The organism is Telluria sp. ZB4P34 (genome assembly GCF_059686055.1).
Window position 1 is genome coordinate 1 of record NZ_JCASIF010000002.1, and the last position, 16936, is coordinate 16936.

The following is a 16936-nucleotide window of genomic DNA, read 5'->3' on the forward strand; positions in this document are numbered from 1 at the left end:
CGACGGTAGCCGCCATGCGTGGTTTGAGAAGCGCCGCGCACCATGTTCGGTTCTGGTTTTCATCGACGATGCCACCGGGCGCATTCTCCATTTGCACTTTTCCGAAACGGAGTGCACCGACGGCTATTTTGAGGCGCTACAGGCGTATTTGCCGCAGCACGGCAAGCCGCAGGCGTTCTATGCCGACAGGGCGGCCGTGTTCCGCTCCCCGTCTGCAAACAAACACATCCCAACGCAATTCCAGCGCGCTGCCGATGAGCTTGGCATTGAACTCATCTGTGCCAATTCACCGCAGGCAAAAGGCCGCGTCGAACGCGTCAACCGCACGTTGCAAGACCGCCTTGTCAAGCAGATGCGCCTGGATGACATCAAGGATATCGACACCGCCAACAAGTGGGTCTGGCAGTTCATCAAGCGGTATAACGAGCAGTTTTCCTGCGTGGCGCGCAGCCAGCTCGACATGCACACTCCGCTGCGTCCTGTCGAAGACCTAAAGCGCATCCTGTCGATCCGGGATACCCGTAAGCTTAGCAACAAGCTAACGCTACAGCATAACCAGCAGCAGTACATCCTCCAGGATGAGCCATGGCTGCGTGCCATGATCGGCCAACCGATTGCCATCCACAGCTACCGCGATGGCCAGGTCGAATTACGCGCCAATGGCGTGACCGTGCAGTATTCCACGCTGCAGCTTCTCAAGCGATCCAAGCGCACTCTCGTGGATGACAAATCCCTGCATCACTGTGTCGACGAACTAACGGCAGCGGCGCCCCGGCGCGTACGTCCGTATCGCGAAAACCAGACTCAGGCGATGGTGTCAACAGGCGTCGTCGCAGCAAAGAAAATGTCCGCTCAAAAGCGCGTTAGCTCGCGCTAACCTGGGCAACCAAGCGGACATTTCAACTTTGCCAGAAGCGGACATTTCAACTTTGCCTTTACACACCCTACGGAAAACCCGACGATTATTGGACAATGGTATAGCAAGGCGTATACGCCTTGCCCGGCAATTTCATCCGGCTCTGCTCCACGAACGAGGCCAGCAGCGCATCCATCGGCTCCATGATCGCGCTCTCGCCCTGGATCTCGTATTTGCCGTACTGCTCGATCGCGCGGATCCCCTCTTCCTTCACGTTGCCGGCCACGATGCCCGAGAACGCGCGGCGCAGGTTGGCCGCGAGCAGGTGCGACTCCTGGTTGCGGTGCAGCTTCAGGTTGCGCATGTTCTCGTGCGTCGGCCTGAACGGCTTCTGGAATTCCGGATCGATCTTCAGAAGCCAGTTGAAGTAATACGCGTCGCTGTGGGTCTTGCGGAACTCGCGGACCGTCTTGATGCCGGCGTACATTTCCTTGGCCACGGCCTCCGGATCGTCGATGATGATCTTGTAGCGTTTCTGCGCACCTTCGCCCAGCGTGAGACCGATGAACTGGTCGATCTGGTCGAAATAGGCGCGCGCCGTGGCCGGGCCGGTAAAGATCAGCGGGAAGGGCATTTCCGCGTTTTCCGGATGCAGCAGGATGCCGAGGATATACAGGATTTCCTCGGCCGTGCCGGCGCCGCCCGGGAACACGATGATGCCGTGGCCGGTGCGCACGAAGGCTTCGAGTCGCTTTTCGATGTCCGGCATGATCACCAGGTCGCTCACGATCGGATTCGGCGACTCGGCCGCGATGATGCCCGGCTCGGAAATGCCGAGATAGCGCCCGCCCACGATGCGCTGCTTCGAATGGCCGATGGCCGCGCCCTTCATCGGGCCCTTCATGGCCCCGGGGCCGCAGCCGGTGCAGATGTCGAGTTCGCGCAGGCCGAGCGCGTGGCCGACTTCCTTGGTGTAGTTGTACTCGACGCGGTTGATCGAGTGGCCGCCCCAGCACACCACCATGTTCGGACTGCGCTGGGGTTGAAACACATTGGCATTGCGCAGGATATGGAATACCGCGTCGGTAATGCCTTCGGGACTGTTCAAATCGAATCTGGGATTGTCGGTGACTTCGAAATGGACATAGACGATATCGCGCAGCACGGAGAACAGGTGCTCGTGGATACCGCGAATCATCTTGCCGTCGACGAAAGCGTGGGCAGGCGCGCTGCGGATGTCGAGCTTGATGCCGCGCTCGCGCTGGAGAATGCTGATCTCGAAATCGCGGTAGCGTTCGAGCAGCTCCTTGCCGTCGTCGATCGAGCTGCCGGTGTTGATCACGGCCAGCGCGCACTTGCGGAAGATATCGTACAAGCCGCTCTTGCTGGTGTCGAGCAGCTTGGCGACTTCGGCTTTCGACAGGACTTCGAGGCGGCCTTCCGGAGAGATGAGGACATCGACAACATCATGGGTCATGGTTTTGTTTTCCCTTTCAATCGGTAATACGGATTGGCCTGTTTGCCAATATACGCCAAAGTGCAACATTTTGCGCCCCGATTGGACCCCGTCATCGGGGGCGCCATGCGGCGGCGCACCACGGAAGAACGTCATTACCACAACCGGAAAAAGTTCGCTTGGCATGAGCGATTTACACTAAAATGCGTGCCAACTGGAATTTCCCGAGACCCGGGGATTCCATCATAAAAACCATCGATTCAAAAAATCTATTTCGGGAGGAACCGCATGAGCGGTGCAGCTACTTCAGCCAAGGGACCTATCCCAGAGTTCAAGCAGATCATGGGCCATCCGGCTCCGCTGTGGATGCTCTTCATGACCGAATTCTGGGAACGCTTCGCTTTCTACGGCATTCGTTGGGCCCTGGTGCTCTACATCGTCGCCCAGTTCTACGGCGGCGATGCCGTCGGCCAGGCCGACGCCAACCTGACCTACGGTTCCTACCTCGCCCTCGTGTATGCCGGCGCGGTCCTCGGCGGCTACGTGGCCGACCGCGTGATCGGCTACCAGCGCTCGATCCTGGTCGGCGCCGTCTTCATGGCGGCCGGCCTGTTCATGATCACCATTCCCGACCAGGACATCTTCAAGTTCGGCCTGGCCACCATCATCGTCGGCAACGGCATGTTCAAGCCGAACATCTCGGCCATGGTCGGCCAGCTGTACTCGATCGAGGACACCCGCCGCGATTCGGGCTTCACGATCTTCTACATGGGCATCAACGCAGGCGCCTTCTTCGCGCCGATCGTGACCGGCGAACTGGCCGAGCGCCTGAGCGACGGCGCGATCCCTGCCTACAAGGCGGTGTTCTTCGCTGCCGGCGTCGGCATGCTGCTGGCGCTGGTGTGGTTCTACATCGGCCGCAAGCAGCTCAAGGGCATCGGCGCACCGGTCGGCGAACTGGCCAGCCCGAAGCGCCTGATCGGCGTGGTCATCGGCTCGCTGCTGGTGATCCCGGTCGTCTACCTGCTGCTGCGCGCCGGCGCCGCCAACCTGCAGATCGTCCTGTCGGTCATGTTCGTGATCCTGGCCCTGATGCTGATCGTCGAGGGTGTCCGCGAAGGCAAGGTGGCGCGCGACAAGACCATCGCGATGATGATCATCTTCTTCTTCAACGTGCTGTTCTGGTGCTTCTTCGAGCAGGCCGGCAGCTCCTTCACCTTCCTGGCCGACCAGATCGTCAACCGCGACCTGCTGGGCTGGGACATGCCTGTGGCCTACTTCCAGTCCGTGAATTCGGTGGCGATCATCCTGTTCGCACCGATCATCGCCGCGATCTGGGTGTGGCTGGGCAAGCGCAATGCGAACCCGTCGATCCCGCGTAAATTCGGCCTGGGCATCATCATCAACGGCCTGGCCTTCGGCCTGCTGATGTACGCGCTGTCGAACCTGCTGGACCCGATCGGCCAGATCCCCGCCTGGACCCTGCTCGCCGTATACACGATCCAGTCGATCGGTGAGTTGTGCCTGTCGCCGATCGGCCTGTCAATGGTCACCAAGCTGGCCCCGACGCGCCTCGTCGGCCTGGGCATGGGCGGCTGGTTCCTGTCGACCGGCATCGGCAACAACCTGTCGGGCATCTTCGCCTCGCACGTCTCGGGCGAGACCGGCATGTCGGTAACGTCGGCCCTGAGCGGCTACACCTCGGGCTTCTGGATCCTGCTGGTCGGCGGCGTGCTGCTGTTCCTGCTGGCCCCGCTCATCCAGAAACTGATGCACGGCGTGAAGTAAGCGTACCAGCGCTCCACGTACGAACGGCGGCCCGCGGGCCGCCGTTTTCAATTGGGCGCGCCGGTGTCAGCGGCGGTCCAGCGTCGCCTCCATCTCGCGCATCTCGGCCACGATCCATTCCCGGAAGCGCTGCACCTTCAGCATGTGCTCCTTGTGCGGATTCACCAGGAAGCGGTAGCCGCTCTCGAAACGCGCGCTACGGCAGGGAATCTGGCGCAGCGCGCCGGAGCGGATGTCCTCGTAGGCGATCCCGTAAGGCACCAGGGCCACGCCCTGCCCGGCCACGGCGGCCTGCACCAGCACGCCCCAGTGCGTGTACATGCGCGAGAAATCGTACTTGCCCTTCAGCGCACGGTTTTCGTTGAGCAGCTGCAGCCAGGCTTCGGGCGACTGCGTTACCAGCAAATGGTGCTGCGGCAGGTCGGACAGGCCCAGTCCCTCCTGGCCCGGGGCCAGCAACTCGGGACTGTAGACCGGCACCAGGCGCTCGCGAAACAGGGTCGCCCGGTCGCCCTCGGCGACCGGGCCGTAGCGGATCGCCACGTCGGTGCTGTCGGCCTGCAGGTCGACCGGCGCGTCGTTGGAGTCGATCCGGATGTCGAGTTCCGGATACTGCTTGGTGAAGCGGTGCATGCGCGGCACCAGCCACTTGATGGCGAACGAGTGCGTGGTGGAGATGCGCAGCACCGCTTCCTCATCACCGCGCTGCAGCGCAGCGACCTTGGCGCGCAGGTCGGCCAGCATGCGGGCGGTCGCGATCGCCAGTTCCTGCCCTTTTTCGGTGAGCGAGATGTGGCGCGGATGGCGCACGAACAGGGGAAAGCCGACGTTTTCCTCGAGCTGCTTCACCTGCAGGCTGACCGCCGCCGGCGTCTTGTGCAGCTCGCGCGCGGCCAGCTTGAAGCTGCCCCAGCGCGCGGCGCAGTCGAAGTCGATCAGCCCGGACAGGCTGCGCAAGGGCCTCATGCCGCCTCCATGCATAAGTTTTTCTTATTCAATGTCGGTACTTTTTCTCGGTTGATGGTTTTTGCTGCTTTGCAGAAAATATACGCGATCCTACAAGGAAAAGTCATGCCAAAGAATGTACTGGTAATCGGCGGGACCCGTTATTTCGGCAAACTCCTGGTGCAGCGCCTGCTGCGTGGGGGCCATCGCGTGACCATCGCCACCCGGGGCTACGCACCGGACCCCTTCGGCGAACGGATCTCCCGCATCCGGGTCGACCGACGCAACGAGCACGCGATGCGCAATGCCTTCCGCGAGCGCAGCTATGACATCGTGTTCGACCAGATGTGCTATTCGCCGCTGGACGCCGCCATCTCGACCCGCGTCTTCGCCGGCAAGGTGGGCCGCTACGTGATGACCTCGACGATCGACGCCTATCGCACGGTCGCACTGCGCGCCGCGCCGCGCGGGACGCCCCTGCGCGAAAGCGAGCTGCCCGTGCTGGCGCAGCGCATCGACACCGCCTACCCGTGGCACGACCCGGCCCGCGCCGTCGAGAGCTACGTCTCTGGCAAGGTACAGGCCGAAGCCTACCTGGAGCGCGACGGCAGCCTGCCGCTCGCCACTGTGCGCTTGGCCCACGTACTGGGCGGCCCAGAGGACTTCACCGGGAGGCTCGCCCACTACGTCGACCTGGTGCGCCTGCGCGGGACCCTGCGCTACACCGACGCGGCGGCAAAGGTCTCGTTCATGGAAGCACCGGGCGCCGCCGATTTCCTGCTCTGGGCCGGGATGCAGGACTTCCGCGGGGCGGTCAACGCCGCCGACGACGGCCCGCTGTCGGCCTGCGAGCTGCATGCGCGCGTGGCCGAGGTACTGGACGAGACGCCGCGCAGCCTGCGCGCGCCCCGGCAGGAGCCCGGCATGCTGTCGCCCTTCGATTTCGCCACGCCGCTGGCACTCGACACCTCGCGCGCCAAGGCCCTTGGCTACCGTTTCGGCCACACCGGCGACTGGCTGGACGACGCCATCCGCCACCACGACCTGGCCTTCGTCTGATCGCGCACCGGCTGAACGCGCGGTCGGCACAGCCGACCGCCTACAAAGAACAAGGGCCCGGGATTTTCCGGGCCCTTCCTGTTAGCGCTTTGCCTTCTCGCGCGCCACCCAGTACAGCAGCGCAATGATGATGCCGTACGGGATCAGGGTCAGCAGGTTGGCGTTCGGCCCCGCGAAGAAGGGGTTCGAGGCCTCGGCCCACGCGGCCATGGTGCTGTCGAAATCGGTCAGCACACCGGCCGTGATGGCGATGACGATGCCGGCCAGCGCGCCGCCCGCGATATAGCCCGAGGCCAGCAGCGTCCCCGAGCTGCGGTCGCCCGCGGCCTGGCGCTCTTCCGCGTTCATCTCCGCGTACTGCGGCAGCCGGTTGTTGCGGCGGTCCGCCAGGTAGCGCACCAGGCCGCCGACCGCGATCGGCAGCGTCGAGATCAGCGGCAGGTAGACGCCAACCGAGAAGGCCAGCGCGTGCACGCCCGCCATCTCGAGCACCACCGAGATCATCACGCCGAACAGCACCAGGGTCCAGGGCAGTTCCTGGTCGAGGATGCCCTTGATGATGTAGGACATCAGGACCGCCTTGGGCGCGTCGTACTTCTTCACTTCGGTGCCGTCCGGACGCGTCTTGTGGGTGCCGTTGATGCCCGGGTCGACCAGGTAGGCCAGGCGGCCGTCGCTGGCGACCAGGTACTTGCCTGCCGGGCCGCCGTTGGTGTCAGGCTTTTGCCAGACCTTGTAGGTGTTCGCGTCGCTTTCCGCCTGCGGGCCCTCGAGCCGCGCGGTTTCCGTCAGCGTGGCGAGCTGGCGCGCATCCACCGTCACGCCCGGGGCCACCTGGGCGGCCGGCACGTAGACCGTGCCGGCCTCGTTCAGCTTGAGCAGGATCGGGCCGAGGATCAGGGCCGATGCAAAGGCGCCGCACAGGATCGCATACTGCTGCAGGCGCGGGGTCGAGCCGACCAGGAAGCCGGTCTTGAGGTCCTGCGAGGTGGTGCCGGCGTTGCTGGCGGCGATGCAGACGATGGCGCCGACCGACAGCGCGGTGACGTAGTACTGGCCGCCGGTCCAGCCCATCACGAGGAAGATCAGGCAGGTGAACAGCAGGGTGGCCACGGCCATGCCGGAAATCGGGTTCGACGAAGAGCCGACTTCGCCGGTCAGGCGCGAGGACACGGTGGCGAACAGGAAGCCGAACACCAGGATCAGGAGCGCGCCCAGCAGGTTCATGTGCAGCGGTGTGGCCACGGTGATGATGGCGATGATGGCCAGGCAGCCGACCAGCACCCACTTGAGCGGAATATCGCGGTCGGTACGCGGGGTGTCGCGGTCGGACCTGGGCGCAGCTGCCGTCCTGCCCCTGCCCATGCCGGACAGGCCGCCCGTCAAACCCTTCCAGATGGTCGGCATCGAGCGCGCCAGCGCGATCAGGCCGCCGGCGGCCACGGCGCCCGCGCCGATGTACAGCACGTAGGCGTTGCGCACGTCGTCCGGCGACATGTCGCGGATGAGCGTGGTGGCCGGCGCCAGCGGCACCGTGAGCAGCTCGCCGAAGAACTTGATCATCGGGATCAAGAGCAGATAAGAGAGCACGCCGCCGGCCGCCATCGTGAAGGCGATGCGCGGCCCGATGATGTAGCCCACGCCGAGCAGCTCGGGCGAGACTTCCGCGCCGGCGGAGCCGCCCCGGAGCGGGTTGCCGAATTCGAAATTCACGTAGTCGCGCCAGCCCTTGAAGGACACGCTCAGGGTCTTGTACAGCAGGCCGATTCCGAAGCCGCCGAAGATCAGCATGGCGCGGCGCCGGGCGTCGCGCGCGGCGTCCGATCCTTCTTCGCGCACCTCGCCCGCGGCCGCGCGCGAGGTTTCGGTGGCGGCCGCCTTGAGCACTTCGGCGCAGGCCGTGCCTTCCGGGTACTTCAGTTCGCGGTGCGCATCGACGATCATGGTTCGGCGCATCGGGATCATCATCAGGATGCCCAGCAGCGCTCCCAGCACGCCCACCAGCATCACGCGCGCGATCTCCAGGTCGAAGCCGAGGATCATGATGGCGGGCATGGTGACGCCGAGGCCGAAGGCGATCGACTCGCCGGCCGAACCGGCAGTTTGCGTGATGCTGTTTTCCAGGATGGTGGATTCGCGCGCGCCGAACTTCTTCGCGGTGTGGAACAGCGTGATGGCGATGACCGCCACGGGAATCGAGGCGCTGACGGTCAGGCCGACCTTCAGCACCAGGTAGAGCGACGAGGCGCCGAACACCATCCCGAGCACGGTGCCCATGATGAGGGCGCGCAGTGTGAATTCGGGCAGTTGCGCGCTGGCCGGAATATAGGGCTTGAAGCCCGCTGGATTCGGATCGTAAGGCATGAAGAGGTCCCTGGATGCATCGTGAAGCTGAGCGGAAGGCGTGACTATCGCATATGCCGCCGGCGAATGAAAGCGGAATGAAATTGCCATGAGTACCGGATAAATACGAGATCAAAAACTTGCGCCGGTTCCCGCTGCGCGCAGGTACAATCTCCCGCTGACGGCCTCGTACTTACGGCCCCATAGCGAGAGTAATGCAGTGACCAAGCCTTCCCAGCAGCCCGTGCGGCGCGCCCGCCCCCTGCGCATGTTCGTGTTCTTCGCGCTCGCCGCGCTGGTCGGCACCGTGGCCGCTGCGGCCATCTACGTCATGACGGTGATCCTGCCGAACGTGCCGAAGATCGACGCGGTGCTCGATTACCAGCCCAAGATCCCGCTGCGCGTCTACACCGCCGACAGGCACCTGATCGGCGAATTCGGCGTCGAGCGGCGCGACTTCGTCACCATCGACAAGATCCCGAAGCGGATGAAGCAGGCCCTGCTCGCCATCGAGGACGCGCAGTTCTACCAGCACAAGGGCATCGACTGGCGCGGCGCGCTGCGCGCGGTCTATACCAACCTGCGCGGCGGCTTCGGCTCCGGCGGCGCCTCGACCATCACGATGCAGGTGGCGCGCAACTTCTTCCTCACCAAGGAGAAGGTCCTGTCGCGCAAGATCATCGAGGTGGCCCTCGCCTACCGCATCGAGGACGCCCTGAGCAAGGACCAGATCCTCGAGCTGTACATGAACCAGATGTTCCTCGGGAACCGCTCCTACGGTTTTTCCAGCGCCGCGCGCAGCTACTTCGGCAAGTCGCTGGACGAACTGAGCCTCGCCGAGACGGCAATGCTGGCCGGCCTGCCGCAGAACCCGTCGCGCCATAATCCGATCTCCAATCCCAAGCGCGCGCAGCAGCGCCAGCACGCGGTGCTGGCGCGCCTGCATGAACTGGGGCAGATCGGCGAAGCCGAATACCGCCAGGCCCTGGCCGAACCGCTGCGCATCCGGCGCGGCGGCCAGACTTTCGATACCAAGGCCGACTACGTGGCCGAACTGGCGCGCCAGACCGTCTACGCCCAGTTCGGCGAGCAAGCCTACGAGCGCGGCATCGTGGTCACCACCACCATCCTCAAGGCCGAACAGGATGCGGCCTATGAATCGGTGCGCCGCAACGTGCTCGACTACGACCAGCGCCACGGCTACCGCGGCCCGGAAGCGCGCATCGCGCTGCCCGCGGATCCCGTCGAGCGCGAAGAGGCGATCATCGAGGCGCTGCAGAAGCGCCCGCAGAGCGACGGCCTGCTGCCGGCGGTGGTGCTGGAAGCATCTACCTCGCAGGTGCGGGTCGAACTGCTGTCCGGCGACGCGCTGACGATCGATGCGGCCGGCCTGAAGTTCGCCGCCCGTGGCCTGGCCGCGAACGCCAGGGAGGCGCTGCGCATCGCGCCGGGCGCGGTGGTGCGGGTCCAGCAGCGCAAGGACGGCTGGGCGATCGTCCAGGTGCCGCAGGTGGCGGCCGCCTTCGTCGCCCTCGACGCCGACACCGGCGCCTACCATGCGCTGGTGGGCGGCTTCGACTTCAACCTGCAGAAATTCAACCATGTCACCCAGGCCTGGCGCCAGCCCGGTTCGGCGATCAAGCCTTTCGTGTATGCGGCGGCCTTGGACAAGGGTTATTCGCCGGCCACCCGCATCCTCGACGAGCCGCTCGAGATGCCGGGCGAGGACGCTGGCGAGACCTGGTCGCCGCAGAACGACGACGGCGTATTCGACGGCCCGATCACGATGCGCTACTCGCTGGCGCATTCGAAGAACGTCACCACCGTGCGCCTGCAGCGCGCGCTCGGCACCGACTACACCCACGACTACCTGGGGCGCTTCGGCTTCGACCTGGCGCGCCACCCGAAGAACCTGACCCTGGCCCTGGGCACCGGCGCGGTCACGCCGCTGCAGATGGCCGGCGCCTACGCGGTGTTCGCCAACGGGGGCTACCGCGTCCGGCCCTACCTGATCGCCCAGGTACGCGACGGCAACGGCGCGATTCTCCAGGACAACCGCCCGCCCGCGCGCCAGGACAGCGACCGCGTGCTGGATGCGCGCAGCGCCTTCGTGCTCCATTCCATGCTGCGCGACGTCACCCGCTACGGTACCGGCGCTGCGGCGGTGCAGAAGCTGGGGCGCGTCGACATCGCCGGCAAGACCGGCACCACCAGCGACGCCATCGACGGCTGGTTCGCCGGCTACGGCGGCAAGGTGGTGGCGGTGGCCTGGATGGGCTACGACGAACCGCGTTCGCTCGGCGGGCGCGAATTCGGCGCCACCCTGGCCCTGCCGATCTGGATCGACTACATGCGCGTGGCCCTCGCCGGGACGCCGCCCCAAGCGGAAGGGATTGAACCGGAAGGCCTGGTGCGCGAGAACGACGACTGGGTGCTCGAGGAATTCGTGGAGCGTCCGGACCTGCGCGCGATCGATATCGATCCGGCGCTCGACGACCCGCCGGTCCAGGTCGAACCCGTGACCGGCGAGACGGCGCCGCCGGCGCCCGTCTTGCCGGCCGCCCCGGCCGCCCCGGCCGCGCCTGCTCCCACCCCGGCGCCGCCCCCTAACCCAATTTTCTGATGCTATGCTGCGCTGGTTCGCGCCGCGTGCGCGAACCAGCGGACCGTTTCCGGGGTCAGTAGCTGGACGGTTCCCCTTCCTTCCCACCCCAAGGAGATCAGCATGGCCTATGTCGACGGTTTCATCCTCCCGCTTCCGACTTCCAACATCGAGACCTACCGCAGCATTGCCGCGCAGGCCGGCGCGATCTGGCGCGAGCACGGCGCCCTGCAGTTCCGCGAATGCATCGCCGATGACGTCAAGCCGGGCAAGTTCACCTCCTTCCCGCAGGCGGTCAACCTGGAGGAAGGCGAGACGGTGATCTTTCCTGGATCGTTTACGAGTCCCGCGAAAAACGCGACGAGGTCAACGACAAGGTCATGAAAGACCCGCGCATGGCCGAGATGATGCAGCCCGGCGCCATGCCTTTCGACGGCAAGCGCATGGTCTTCGGTGGCTTCGAGGTACTGGTCGACCTCTAGCTGCGGCTGGCGCGGCCCGCCCGCTCAGTCTGCGTCGTCGATGATCCAGTCCGACAGCTTGCCGCTGGCCTGGCGCGGCAGCGCGGCGCCGAAGGTCCATGCGGCCGGCCGCTCGGGCGTCGTCAGGCGCATCGAGATCCATGCGTCCAGCCCTGCGCGCAGGCGTGAGGCGGCGGCGCTGCCCTCGGCCGGCACTGCGGTGCGCGGCACCACGAAGGCCTTCAGGCGCTTGCCTTCGTCGGGGCGCATCAGGCGCACCATCGCATCCGCCACCTCCGGGTGCATGCGCAGCACGTCGGCCACGTAGCCCGGGAAGACGTTGACGCCGCCGACCTGGACGGCATGGTCGATGCGGCCGGCCGGGCGGAAGCGGCCCGGTGCGCGCCAATCCAGTCTGTCCTGCAGCGGGACCGCGCTGCGGCTGCCGTCCGGCCCATGGCGCACCAGCGTTCCGGCCTGGTCGCCCGCCTCCCAATGGGAGAACAGGCGGTAGTCCTCGTCCGGGCTGTCGCGCCAGCCGACGCCGGCCGTCTCGGAACTGCCGTAGACCTGCACCAGCCGCGCCACGCCACAGGCGGTGACGGCGCGCGCTACCTCGTCCGGGCATGGCGCGGTCGATGTGACGCCCGCCACCTCGACCGGCAGCGTCCCGGCCACGGGTGCGAAAGCGCGCCAGAAATCGGGAAAGCCGACCAGCAGGTCGCCCGGAAGCAGGCCGCGCGCCACCGTCCCCGGCGACATGCCGCGCAGGTCGCGGACCGCGTCCGGGTCCAGGCCCAATGCCCGCGGCAGCAATACCGTGAACAGGAAGCCATAGATATGGTGGGACGGCACCAGGCTGACAATCCGCCGCGTCGCCGGAAACAGGCCGGCCAGGGCATCCGCCTCCTGCCACAAGCCCGCCATCGGGTGGGGACAGCTCTTGGGGGCGCCGGAACTGCCGGAGGTGCGGAAGCTGAGGACACCGCTTCCCTGCGCGAGCCCGGCCGTGGCCGCGTCGAGCCAGGCGTCGAGCCGAGGCTGGGACAGCACCCGCTCTTCACCGATGCAGCCGATCCCGAGCACCTGCTCCATCGCCGACGCCAGCCCAAGCAGTTCCAGCGAATCGGCGCCGAGGTCGGCCATCAGGTCCAGTTCGGGCGGCCACGGCAAGGGCCGGCGCGCGATACCCGGGCGCATCAGGGCCAGCTCGCCGGCGAGCAGGTCGGACAGCACGCGCTGCAATGTCGGGCGGTGCGACCACCAGCGGACGGCGCAGGTGGCGTCGGAAGATGTTGTTACAGTCATGGCAATGGCGCGAGGAGAGCCGCCGATGGTGCCGAGGGCGTCGTACCATGTCAAGCGTGCACGGGTCTCCACCATTGTGAGATTTGACAACGCAAACTGTCAAAAAGGTGCTGCGCACAATTGACAAGCGCACTGACGGCATGTCAACATCAATTTCCTCAAATCAACTAACGCGCCGGACGCGGACACGCACGCCATGAATGCACCTACCCTGTCGTTTTCGACCGCCGACCTGGTCTCGCAGCTCGACCGCTGTTCGTCCGAACAGCTCGATGCGCTCGACTTCGGCGTGATCGCCTTCGATGCAGACAACAAGGTGCAGCGCTACAACGCCTTCGAATCGCAGGCGGCCGGCCTGTCGCCGCAGCGCGTGATCGGCCAGCCGCTGTTCACGACCGTGGCGCCTTGCCTGAACAACTTCATGGTTGCCCAGCGCTTTGAGGATGCGATGGAAGAAGGCGGCGCCCTCGACGCCACCATCGATTACGTATTGACCCTGCGCATGCGCCCGGTGAGGGTGGCCCTGCGCCTGCTTGCCGATCCAGCCGGCGCCAACCGCTACGTGCTGGTCCAGCGCCAGCCGCGCTGAGCGGCCAGGCATTCCAGCGATACCCCGAGCAAGCAAATGAGCCCCATGGCGAGCGACACCGAGCAACTGCAGGAACTCAGGGCCGAGCACGAGGCTCTGCTCCAGTTCCTGTACCTGGCCCCGGTCGGCCTGGTGCAGGCCGACATCGACGGCGCCATCGCCATGATGAACCCGATCTCGGCCCAGCTCCTGATGCCGCTGTCCCGCGACGGGGGCCTGGATAATCTGTTCACAGCGCTGGAAGGCGTGGCGCCCGAACTGCGCCACCTGTGCGCCAGCTACGACGGGGCCTCGGGCAAGATTTGTGACGGCCTGCATGTTCACCTGAACGCTGGCGGCGCCGGCAAGAAGGCGCCGCAGATCCTGGCGGTCACCCTGCTCAAGCTCGACGCGCGGCGCCTGATGGCGGTGATCGACGACGTGACCCTGCAGGTGCGGCGCGAGCGCCAGTTGCGCCAGAACGACGCCTGGTTCAACGCCATCCTGACGGGCATCACCGACTATGCACTCGTCGGGCTGGACCAGCACGGCGCCATCACCGAATGGAACAATAGCATCGCCCGCGTCACCGGCTTCGGCGCGGAGTCGGTGGGCCAGCCCTATTCCGTCTTCTACCCGCAAGACGCGATGACGCCCGAGCGCCTGCTCGACCGCCTGCGCGATGCCGAGCGCGACGGCTGGAGCCTGGACGAAGGACGGCGCATGCGCGCCGACGGCAGCAGCTTCTGGGGCAGCGCGCTGATCGCCCCGCTGCCCGAGCGCGAGCCACCGGGCGGCCTCGACGCCGATGGGCCGGCCTACTGCCTGATCCTGCGCGACATCTCCGACAAACGCGAAGCCAGCGAACGGCGCCGCCGCGAAGCCTTCGGCGACTACCTGACCGGCCTGGCCAACCGGCGCGCCTTTTTCGAGGCAGCCGAGCAGGAACTGACGCGCAGCATGGCCCTGCCCCGTCCGACCGCAGTGATCGCATTCGATGCCGACCACTTCAAGGCGATCAACGACCGTCACGGCCACCCGGGCGGCGACGCGGTCCTGCAGCACCTGGCCGCGATCCTGGGCGAGACCTTCCGCGAGGTCGACGTAGTGGCCCGCATCGGCGGCGAGGAATTCGCGGTCCTGCTGCCGTCGACCGACCTGGCGCGCGCCGCGGTGGTGGCCGAGCGCCTGCGTTCGCGGGTGGCGTCGGAGATCGTGAATTTCGACGGCGCGCGCATCTCCTACACCGTCAGCGCCGGCGTCGCCAGCCTCGACGACGGTGATGGCGGCGTCGACTTGCTGCTCAAGCGCGCCGACCAGGCCCTGTACGCCGCCAAGCGCGCCGGCCGCAACCGCGTCGAACGCTGGCGTCCCGAGATGGCGTCGAGCCCGGTTCACCAACCCGCAGAAGACGAAGGAGCCCGCAATGCTGCCTGACCCGAGCGACGCCTACGAAGCCCTGGTGCAGTTCCTGTACCGCGCCCCGATCGGGCTGGCCCAGATCACACCCGACGGGTCGGTGGAAATGCTCAACCCGATGGCCTCGAACCTCCTGATGCCGATCGCCCGCGACACCGGCCTGGAGAACCTGTATGCCGTGCTGGCGCCGCTCGCGCCCCAGCTGCCCCAACTGGCCCTCGAATTCGGCGATGCCTCGGGCGTGGTCTGCGAAGGCCTGCGCGCGCCCCTGCCGCCCGAATTGAGCGCGCCGGGCAGTCCGCAGGTGCTCGCCATCAGCCTGATGAAACTCGACGCCGAACGCCTGATGGCGGTGATCACCGACGCCACCCTGGAAGTGCAGCGCGAACAGGAAACCCTGCTGCGCCGCCTCCGCAACGCCGCCCGCACCGACGCGCTCACCCGCATGCCCAACCGCGAAGCAGTGCGCGAGCAGCTCCAGCATATGGTGGCGCGCGCGCAGGCGAACGGCGCGCATGCGCGGCTGGATTTTGCCGTGCTGTTCATGAACTGCGACCGCTTCCGCCAGATCAACGACGCGCTCGGCCAGGCCGCCGGCGACGAACTGCTGGTGCAGATCGCCGACCGCATCCGCGGCGCGCTGCGCCCGCCGAGCGACCACATCGACGGCAGCAACGGCAACGGCCAGCTGGCGGCGCGCGTCGGCGGCGACGAATTCGTCGTGCTGCTCGACGGAATGCGCTCGCGCGAGGACGCCGAGCGCGTCGCCGGCCGCATCGTCGACGCGCTGGCGCGGCCCTACCGGGTGCAGGGCCACGACGTCGTCTGCGGCACCAGCCTGGGCCTGGCCTGGGGCGCCGAAACCGTCCACGGCGGCGCCTGCGACGCTGACGAGATCCTGCGCGACGCCGGCATCGCGATGGTCGAGGCCAAGCGCGCCGGGGGGGCGCGCCACCTGGTGTTCGAGACCCGCATGCGCGAACGCGCGGCGCACCGCGCCGACATCGAGGCCGAGCTGCGCCAGGCGCTGGTCGAGGAACAGCTGTTCGTGGTCTACCAGCCCGTGGTCGGCCTGCTGCCCGACGGCGGCACCGATCATTCGGCCGGCGTCGAGGCCCTGGTGCGCTGGCGCCATCCGGTGCGCGGCATCGTGCCCCCAGGCGACTTCATAACCGTCGCCGAGGAATGCGGCCTGATCGGCGCGGTAGGCGACTTCGTGCTCGAGCGCTCGTGCCGCGACTTCATGGACTGGCGCGCCCGGCTGGGCGAGGCGGCGCCGCGCCTGATCGCGGTGAACCTGTCGCGCGCCCAGCTCGGCCAACCGGGCTGGATCGACAGCGTGCGCCGGGTGCTGCGCGTGACCGGCATGCCGCCCGACCAGCTGCAGCTCGAAGTCACCGAGAGCCTGGCTGCGCAGGACCAGGGCATCCAGCAGCGCCTGCACGAACTCAAGGCGCTCGGCATCCAGCTGGCCCTCGACGATTTCGGCACCGGCTACTCCTCGCTCTCGAGCCTGCACCTGCTGCCGGTGGACACGGTCAAGATCGACCGCTCCTTCGTCAGCCAGGCCGACACCAGCCACCATCACCGCGTGCTGATCGAGGCGACGGTGAAGGTGGCGCAAAGCCTGGGCATGAAGACGGTAGCGGAAGGCATCGAAACCCGCTCCCAGGCCGACGTGGTGCGCAGCCAGTGCTGCGCCAAGGGCCAGGGCTATTTCTACAGCCGGCCGCTGCCGTCCGAGGCCCTGCTCGAGTGGCTCGCCAGCCACGAAACCGTGCCCGCCTGATAGTTCGTACGTCGCTTCCTACGTGGGCTGGAGCCGTACGCCTATTTCGGAGCAGCGGCGGTCTTCGCATCATGCAGCTATCTTCCACCACAAGGAGAAAGCGATGAAGAAGGCCTTCCAGAACGCCCTGATGGGCGGCATCATGGCGGTGGCGCTGGCCGCCTGCACCACAGCCGGCACCGACGCCGGTTCGACCTCGGGCGGGTCCGGCACCGGCACCAGCACCGGGTCCGGCAGCGGTGTCAGCGGCACCAACACCGGCACCACCAACGACCTGGTCACGCCGGCCGCGACCGGCAACACGGGTGCATCGACCACCTCGGGCAGCGGCCGCTGAACAGG

Annotated in this window: 12 protein-coding genes and 1 pseudogene; 9 read left to right on the plus strand and 4 right to left on the minus strand. The window is 66.5% G+C overall.

Features of this window, described 5'->3' with window-relative positions:
- The coding region (locus AC56KL_RS04470) for an ISNCY family transposase (protein ID WP_497178961.1) at positions 1-877 on the plus strand (877 nt) is incomplete at its 5' end.
- A gap of 85 nt (positions 878-962) precedes the next feature.
- Here the strand turns inward: AC56KL_RS04470 and ppnN are convergent.
- Complete coding sequence (ppnN, locus tag AC56KL_RS04475) at positions 963-2333, minus strand: nucleotide 5'-monophosphate nucleosidase PpnN (RefSeq protein WP_497178962.1); 1371 nt, start codon at positions 2331-2333, stop codon at positions 963-965.
- A 321-nt stretch (positions 2334-2654) separates the two neighbouring features.
- Here ppnN and AC56KL_RS04480 point away from each other — a divergent pair, with 321 nt between their 5' ends.
- The gene (locus AC56KL_RS04480; protein WP_497178963.1) at positions 2655-4100 is read left to right on the plus strand and encodes a peptide MFS transporter; all 1446 of its coding nucleotides are present in this window, start codon (positions 2655-2657) and stop codon (positions 4098-4100) included.
- A gap of 66 nt (positions 4101-4166) precedes the next feature.
- Here AC56KL_RS04480 and AC56KL_RS04485 read toward each other — a convergent pair whose 3' ends face one another.
- The gene (locus AC56KL_RS04485) at positions 4167-5066 is read right to left on the minus strand and encodes a LysR substrate-binding domain-containing protein (protein WP_497178964.1); all 900 of its coding nucleotides are present in this window, start codon (positions 5064-5066) and stop codon (positions 4167-4169) included.
- A 105-nt stretch (positions 5067-5171) separates the two neighbouring features.
- Here AC56KL_RS04485 and AC56KL_RS04490 point away from each other — a divergent pair, with 105 nt between their 5' ends.
- Positions 5172-6104, plus strand: a complete 933-nt coding sequence (locus AC56KL_RS04490; protein WP_497178965.1) for an NAD-dependent epimerase/dehydratase family protein — start codon at positions 5172-5174, stop codon at positions 6102-6104.
- An 81-nt stretch (positions 6105-6185) separates the two neighbouring features.
- On the opposite strand, the gene AC56KL_RS04495 is transcribed toward AC56KL_RS04490, so the two are convergent.
- Positions 6186-8468 (minus strand): OPT family oligopeptide transporter, encoded by a 2283-nt coding sequence (locus AC56KL_RS04495; RefSeq protein WP_497178966.1) that lies wholly within the window; start codon positions 8466-8468, stop codon positions 6186-6188.
- A 247-nt stretch (positions 8469-8715) separates the two neighbouring features.
- Here AC56KL_RS04495 and AC56KL_RS04500 point away from each other — a divergent pair, with 247 nt between their 5' ends.
- Together AC56KL_RS04500 and AC56KL_RS04505 are read left to right on the plus strand one after the other, a co-directional pair.
- Positions 8716-11070, plus strand: coding sequence for a penicillin-binding protein 1A (locus tag AC56KL_RS04500; RefSeq protein WP_497179414.1), 2355 nt, complete (start codon positions 8716-8718; stop codon positions 11068-11070).
- A gap of 102 nt (positions 11071-11172) precedes the next feature.
- Positions 11173-11531, plus strand: a pseudogene (locus tag AC56KL_RS04505) (DUF1428 domain-containing protein).
- A 24-nt stretch (positions 11532-11555) separates the two neighbouring features.
- On the opposite strand, the gene AC56KL_RS04510 reads toward AC56KL_RS04505, so the two are convergent.
- Positions 11556-12818, minus strand: a complete 1263-nt coding sequence (locus AC56KL_RS04510) for an AMP-binding protein (RefSeq protein ID WP_497178967.1) — start codon at positions 12816-12818, stop codon at positions 11556-11558.
- 196 nt (positions 12819-13014) lie between these two features.
- On the opposite strand from AC56KL_RS04510, the gene AC56KL_RS04515 reads away from it, so the two are divergent.
- The 4 genes from AC56KL_RS04515 (at position 13015) to AC56KL_RS04530 (ending at position 16931) form a co-directional block, all read left to right on the plus strand.
- The gene (locus AC56KL_RS04515; RefSeq protein WP_497178968.1) at positions 13015-13407 is read left to right on the plus strand and encodes a PAS domain-containing protein; all 393 of its coding nucleotides are present in this window, start codon (positions 13015-13017) and stop codon (positions 13405-13407) included.
- Positions 13408-13452: 45 nt separating this feature from the next.
- On the plus strand, positions 13453-14823 hold the full coding sequence (locus tag AC56KL_RS04520; protein ID WP_497178969.1) for a GGDEF domain-containing protein: 1371 nt from the start codon (positions 13453-13455) through the stop codon (positions 14821-14823).
- Entirely contained in the window at positions 14813-16594 is a 1782-nt protein-coding gene (locus AC56KL_RS04525; protein WP_497178970.1) for a putative bifunctional diguanylate cyclase/phosphodiesterase, read from the plus strand. Before AC56KL_RS04520 ends, AC56KL_RS04525 begins: the two co-directional genes overlap by 11 nt.
- A gap of 103 nt (positions 16595-16697) precedes the next feature.
- Positions 16698-16931: a hypothetical protein gene (locus AC56KL_RS04530; RefSeq protein WP_497178971.1), complete on the plus strand. Its 234-nt coding sequence runs from the start codon at positions 16698-16700 to the stop codon at positions 16929-16931.
- The last annotated feature ends 5 nt before the right edge of the window (positions 16932-16936 follow it).